The 6,045-nt window shown below is 60.1% G+C and carries 6 protein-coding genes and 1 tRNA gene; 2 read left to right on the top strand and 5 right to left on the bottom strand.

What is annotated here, in order from left to right; translation table 11 throughout:
- The coding region (locus tag VBE63_RS15615; protein ID WP_416274566.1) for a helix-turn-helix transcriptional regulator at window positions 1–199 on the top strand (199 nt) is incomplete at its 5' end.
- Between the two features lie 254 nt (window positions 200–453).
- Here the strand turns inward: VBE63_RS15615 and VBE63_RS15610 are convergent.
- Window positions 454–630 (bottom strand): hypothetical protein, encoded by a 177-nt coding sequence (locus VBE63_RS15610; RefSeq protein WP_323683953.1) that lies wholly within the window; start codon window positions 628–630, stop codon window positions 454–456.
- Here VBE63_RS15610 and VBE63_RS15605 point away from each other — a divergent pair.
- Window positions 629–775 (top strand): hypothetical protein, encoded by a 147-nt coding sequence (locus VBE63_RS15605; RefSeq protein WP_323683952.1) that lies wholly within the window; start codon window positions 629–631, stop codon window positions 773–775. The two genes, VBE63_RS15610 and VBE63_RS15605, sit on opposite strands and share 2 nt — an antisense overlap.
- Before the next feature lie 548 nt (window positions 776–1,323).
- Here VBE63_RS15605 and VBE63_RS15600 read toward each other — a convergent pair.
- From VBE63_RS15600 to alaS, 4 genes are all read right to left on the bottom strand, one after another.
- Window positions 1,324–1,414: transfer RNA gene (locus VBE63_RS15600), tRNA-Ser, on the bottom strand.
- A gap of 266 nt (window positions 1,415–1,680) precedes the next feature.
- Window positions 1,681–1,905, bottom strand: a complete 225-nt coding sequence (gene csrA, locus VBE63_RS15595) for a carbon storage regulator CsrA (RefSeq protein ID WP_323683951.1) — start codon at window positions 1,903–1,905, stop codon at window positions 1,681–1,683.
- A gap of 179 nt (window positions 1,906–2,084) precedes the next feature.
- Window positions 2,085–3,305 carry an aspartate kinase gene (locus VBE63_RS15590; protein ID WP_323683950.1) on the bottom strand — a complete coding sequence of 407 codons (1,221 nt, stop codon included), beginning with the start codon at window positions 3,303–3,305 and terminating at the stop codon, window positions 2,085–2,087.
- Between the two features lie 113 nt (window positions 3,306–3,418).
- Window positions 3,419–6,025: an alanine--tRNA ligase gene (alaS, locus tag VBE63_RS15585; RefSeq protein ID WP_323683949.1), complete on the bottom strand. Its 2,607-nt coding sequence runs from the start codon at window positions 6,023–6,025 to the stop codon at window positions 3,419–3,421.
- Window positions 6,026–6,045: the final 20 nt, after the last annotated feature.

The raw sequence follows: 6,045 nt of genomic DNA, 5'->3' as shown, positions 1-6,045 counted from the left end.
GCGCATCAGCGCAGGCCTTTTTCCACATCCGATCGCGCTAGGTGCCCGCGCGGCGGCATGGCCTGAGCACGAAGTCGAAGCAGTGCTCGCCGCGCAGATTCGTAGAGAGAGTAACGAGCAGTTGCGGGTAATCGTGAACGACTTAGAGGCGAAGAGGGCAACCTTTGGTCTAGCTGGCACAGGCACATCCGCAGCCTAAAAGACCGCCCAGCCAGATTACAATCGACACTGTCCGCCTGATCGCTTCGACACCGATCAATCATCGGCCAACATCGGCAGGCAACGCGGAGTTTGACGATCTAGGATTCGATGAAAATGACCAGAGGGCAGGACGGCACACTTCGAGAGTCATCGTCAGACAGCCTTCGGTTCTTCTCAGTTTTGCAATAGTCACGCTTTCGTGATGCATGAGCGGCCCCCTTGTATCGCGAGGTTCAAGTGCCGTGCGCAAAATCACGCACGGCTTTGATCATTCTCTGGTCCAGAGTTGCGAAGCTGCAACAGGCACGAGGTGCAACTGCCGCGCCAGTCAGGGTCGTCGTCTTTCCAGGTCTTGTCTTCGGCGATGCTGAGTGTGCGATAGGGCTTGGCTTGGGCCAGTCTCTCGCGCAGGTGGATGGCTTCGCTCATGATCTGCGCCTTCCAGTTCGACCTGCAACGCCTGCTGCGTGCCGCAGGAGGCACCGTTGAACGTCGACAGTCCATTGCGCTCGAGAGCACCACAGTCCACGCTCACGCCCGCGCTGCCCTGCTCACTGTTCACGTGGCGACCTAAACCCGGTGCAACCACTCTACGCTCTTGAGCGTCTCAACGAAGGCGGGCAGCCCAGCCAATGCCGCTGGTCGAGGGTTCCAGTGACGCAGCGTGCTGCGTGCCATGCTGGCGCTGGTGATCACCGCACGTTGACGCTGACCAGCTTGCTGCGCTTTCGCCACCGACTGGCGATGTTTGGCGCGATCCTAACGATCATGGTTTGGCGTTAGACGCCGATCTGCACTAGAGTCAGCAGAGGTAGGTGGCCCCAGTAACGGCTTACCCTCGATCAGTTGGCACGTCCGTCGCGATGCCAGTCGGGCGCTCATGCCCCCCTTTAGGGTGTTTGATCGCCTACTTAAATAGTCGGTGATGGACCCCATCGGTCATCAAAGCCCCTGCACCGCACTCAAAGAAGGAGGTTAGCGTGGCACTCAGGACCGGTCGTTATTGGCGAGACGCCAGACCGGACCCAAGGATGATGCTGCTTCGAAGGGTGGTCTTTGAGGTGGTCTAGGCGGGATTGCTGATCTTTAACTCTTTAAAATTCATGGAGTTAAAATCAAAAATGGCGGAGAGAGAGGGATTCGAACCCTCGATGAGCTATTAACCCATACTCCCTTAGCAGGGGAGCGCCTTCAGCCACTCGGCCATCTCTCCAGACGCGTTGATTGTAGCAAATTTTGAGGCGTTTGCGTCGCCTTAGGGTGTTGTTGGTCGGTTGGCTTTGGCAACGACCCCCAAGCACTTGGGGGCCTTCCTCAGAATGCGTACCGCTGAGGTGTTACGCGATCTTGTAACGCATTGCGCTGAGTTCGACGGGTGCAATGCTGCCAAAGATTTCGATACCGCCCGAAAGTGCCCAAGCTCCAATATCGATAATGGCGTGGGTCATCAGCATGTATCGAGACCTCAGCAGCGTTGCACTAGTCGTCGAGCCCTCGATCGTCTGCTACGTGCTGCTCGTGCATGCCAATCCCTTGTGCTTGTTCGCGCTTGATCCGTTCGTAAATTTCTTCTCGATGCACTGCTACCTCGCGCGGAGCATTCACGCCAATGCGAACCTGATTACCTTTAACGCCAAGCACTGTGACAGTTACTTCGTCACCGATCATCAGGGTTTCGCCTACGCGGCGGGTCAGTATCAACATAGCGGTCTTTCCTTTCTGTCCTTTTCATTAAGTCGAGCCGCGGTTCCCTTTGCATCTTTAGGTCTCGCAGCCTCATTACCAATGCCAAGCATCCAGTTACCGCTGTTGCGGAGCCTAGGCCTGACTTCTTCAAGGCCAAGTTTAGCAGCAGGCCTTAGTGAAATGCATCAATAGTTAACCTAGGGTTTGTCGAGTTGGAAGGCATCGTGCAAGGCGCGGACGCCAAGTTCAAGATATTTCTCGTCGATCACGACCGAGATCTTGATCTCCGAGGTCGAGATCATGCGAATATTGATGCCTTCGTTGGCGAGGGCGGCGAACATGCGGCTAGCAATGCCGGCGTGGGAGCGCATGCCAACACCGACCAGGCTGAGCTTGACGATGCTTTGATCGCCGCTAACCTCACGCGCCGAGAGCTGCTCAGCCGTTTCCTTGAGCACGTGGAGCGCGGTCTCGTAGTCGTTGCGGTTGACGGTGAAGGTGAAGTCCGTCGTTGCCCCATCAGAGCCGACGTTCTGCACAATCATATCCACTTCCACATTGGCCTCTGAGATAGGGCCGAGAATCTTGTGCGCAATACCCGGCTGATCTGGCACCCCCAGCACGGTGAGCTTCGCTTCGTCCTTGGCGAAGGCGATACCGGCAATCTTGGCGTCTTCCACGTTCTCCTCCTCAAGGCTGATCAGCGTGCCCTCTCCGTCTCGAAAACTCGAGAGTACACGCAAGGGGACCTGGTATTTACCAGCGAATTCGACGGCGCGGATCTGCAGCACTTTGGAGCCGAGACTGGCCATCTCGAGCATCTCCTCGAAGGTGATGCGGTCAAGCTTGCGCGCGCGCGGCTCAATGCGTGGATCGGTAGTATAGACGCCATCCACATCGGTATAGATCTGGCATTCGTCGGCCTTGAGCGCAGCGGCCATGGCGACCGCTGAAGTGTCGGAGCCACCACGGCCGAGGGTGGTGATGTTGCCCTCGCGATCGATGCCCTGGAAGCCCGCAACCACCACCACCCGCCCGGCATCAAGATCGCTGCAGACGCGCGCACCATCAATATCGCGAATCCGCGCCTTGTTGTGAGCGCTATCGGTGCGAATCTGCACCTGTGAGCCGGTGTAGGAGCGTGCCGGACAACCGGCAGCCTCCAGCGCCATAGACAGCAACGCGATCGTCACCTGCTCACCGGTCGCGATGAGCACGTCCAGCTCGCGCGGCACCGGCTGCGGCTGTATGGCACGCGCCAGCCCGATCAGGCGATCGGTCTCGCCAGACATCGCTGAAACCACGACGACCACTTGATGACCCTGGTCTCGCGTGCACTTCACACGCTCGGCGACGGCCTGGATGCGCTCCACCGAGCCCACCGAGGTGCCACCATATTTTTGAACGATTAACGACATCGATCGACTCGCGCCCTCACTGCTGCGATTAGCCTAAGTGGCTATCTATTGTCTGCTTCCCGATGATGGCCCATCAGAGATCCGCAAATCGGCAAGACATTGCTGGACCCTTTCTAAACGGCAGATGCTCGCTCTTTCACCCAGCGACCGACCAGATCCAAGGCGGCGGGAATGCCCGCTGGATCGGTACCACCGGCCTGGGCCATATCCGGTCTGCCACCGCCGCGCCCCCCCACCTTCTCAGCGGCTGCCTTGACCAGATCACCGGCCTTGAAGCGGGCCACGAGATCCTTGGTCACGCCCGCAATCAGGTTGACCTTGCCATCACTTTCGGTGGCCAGCAGGACGATCCCGGAGCCGAGCTTGTTCTTCAGTTGATCCAGCGTCTCACGCAGTGATTTCGGATCAATGCCATCAAGCCGCGCCGCAAGCACCTTGACCCCATCGATCTCGATAACAGCGTCGGTCAGCTCGCTGCCGGCAGCACTGGCGAGCTTGGCCTTGAGCTGCTCGAGCTCCTTTTCTAACCGGCGCGAGCGCTCAACCAGAGAGGCCACCTTTTCATCAGCGTCCATCGCTGCGCCCTTGACCAAGGCGGCGATGCGTGCCAAGCGCTCCTCTTCTTCCTCGACCCAGCTCAGGGCCACATTACCAGCAACCGCCTCGATACGGCGCACGCCAGCGCTAATGCCAGACTCTGAGACGATCTTGAACAACCCGATATCCCCCACTGCCCGCACATGGGTGCCACCACAGAGCTCGGTCGAGAAGTCGCCCATCCGCAGCACTCTCACCTGTTCAGCGTACTTCTCGCCGAACAGCGCCATCGCGCCCGAGGCCTTGGCGTCCTCAAGCCCCATGATGCGGGTCTCGACGGTGTGGTTCTCACGCACCTCTTGGTTCACCAAGCGCTCGATCGCGCGCAGTTGCTCGCGGCTGATCGGCTCGAAATGGGTGAAGTCGAAGCGCAATCGCTCGGGGCCGACGAATGAGCCTCGCTGTTGGACGTGATCACCTAAGACTTGACGCAATGCGGCATGCAGCAGATGGGTCGAGGAGTGATGCAGCGCGATCGCACGCCGCCGGTCCCGATCGACGCGGGCATCGATCCGGTCGCCTACCGTCAGCTCACCCTCGAGTAGGCGCCCGATGTGACAGATGACCCCGCCCTGCTTCTGGGTATCCAGGACCTCAAAGCGCGCGGTCTCGGTGCTGAGGGTGCCACGGTCCCCAACCTGGCCGCCGGCCTCCGCGTAGAAGGGGCTGACGTCGAGCACCAACAGCGCTTCCTGTCCGGCTCGAAGGAGGTCGAGCGGTTCGCCATCCAAGTAGCAGCCAATGAGGGTAGCCTGATCGACTAGGCCCTCGTAACCGCTGAAATCCGTCTCGCCTTCGAGATCGAGCTGGATCTCAGCGCCCGCGCCAAAGTGACTCGCCGCCCGCGCCCGCGCTTTCTGCGCCGACATGGCCTGCTCGAAGCCGGCCATATCGAGGGTCAGCCCGCGCTCGCGGGCGATGTCAGCGGTCAGGTCTGCCGGGAAGCCATAGGTGTCGTAGAGGCGAAAGACCGCCTCGCCAGGGATCTCGCTGCCGTTGAGCTGCGCGACCGTCTCATCGAAGATGCGCAACCCTTGCTCTAGGGTGTCGGCAAAGCGTTCTTCTTCGGTGCGCAAGACGCGCTCGACGTGGGCGCGCTTCTCGCGCAACTCCGGATAGGCATCCCCCATCTGCTCGGCCAGCGGTTCGAGGAGGCGCCAGAAGAAGGGTGCTGTCTGCCCGAGCTGATAGCCGTGGCGGATGGCGCGGCGGATAATGCGCCGCTGCACATAGCCGCGGCCCTCGTTGCCGGGCGTCACCCCATCGATGATCAGGAAGGCCGCCGAACGGATATGGTCAGCAATGACGCGCAATGATTTGTTGCCAAGGTCAGCGCAACCGGTGACCCCGGATGCAGCGCGGATCAGCGCCTGGAAGAGGTCGATCTCGTAGTTGCTATGCACCCCTTGCATCACCGCCGCAAGCCGTTCCAGTCCCATCCCGGTGTCGACCGAGGGTCGCGGCAGCGGATGCAGCTCGCCGTTGGCATCGCGATCGAACTGCATGAAGACCAGATTCCAGATCTCGACGTAACGATCGCTGTCTTCATCCGGCGAGCCAGGCGGACCGCCTGGGATCTCCGGGCCGTGATCGTAGAAGATCTCCGAGCAAGGGCCACAAGGCCCGGTCTCGCCCATCGACCAAAAGTTGTCCTTCTCACCACATCGCGAGAAGCGCGCCGGGTCGATGCCGACCTCGTCGAGCCAGATGCGGGCCGCTTCGTCGTCGTCGGTATAGACGGTGATCCAGAGTCGCTCGGCCGGCATTGCGAGCGTCTTGGTGAGGAACTCCCAGGCAAAGCCGATCGCCTCGCGTTTGAAGTAGTCGCCAAAGCTGAAGTTGCCGAGCATCTCGAAGAAGGTGTGATGCCGGGCGGTGTAGCCGACATTCTCCAGGTCGTTGTGCTTGCCGCCCGCGCGAACACAGCGCTGAGAGCTGACGGCACGGCTGTAGGAGCGCTTTTCGCGCCCCAAAAAGGCATCCTTAAACTGCACCATGCCGGCATTGGTGAACAGCAGGGTGGGATCATTCCCAGGCACCAGCGGGCTGCTGTCGACCGGCGTGTGATCGCGCTCGGCGAAGTAGTCGAGAAAGGCCTGACGAAGCTCGGCACTGCTCTTCATAGGTCGCTCTTCATTGTGGG

The sequence above is a fragment of the Lamprobacter sp. genome, from assembly GCF_034860625.1.
Classification (GTDB): Bacteria; Pseudomonadota; Gammaproteobacteria; order Chromatiales; family Chromatiaceae; genus Lamprobacter.
This window is presented reverse-complemented; position numbering and strand designations above follow the sequence as displayed.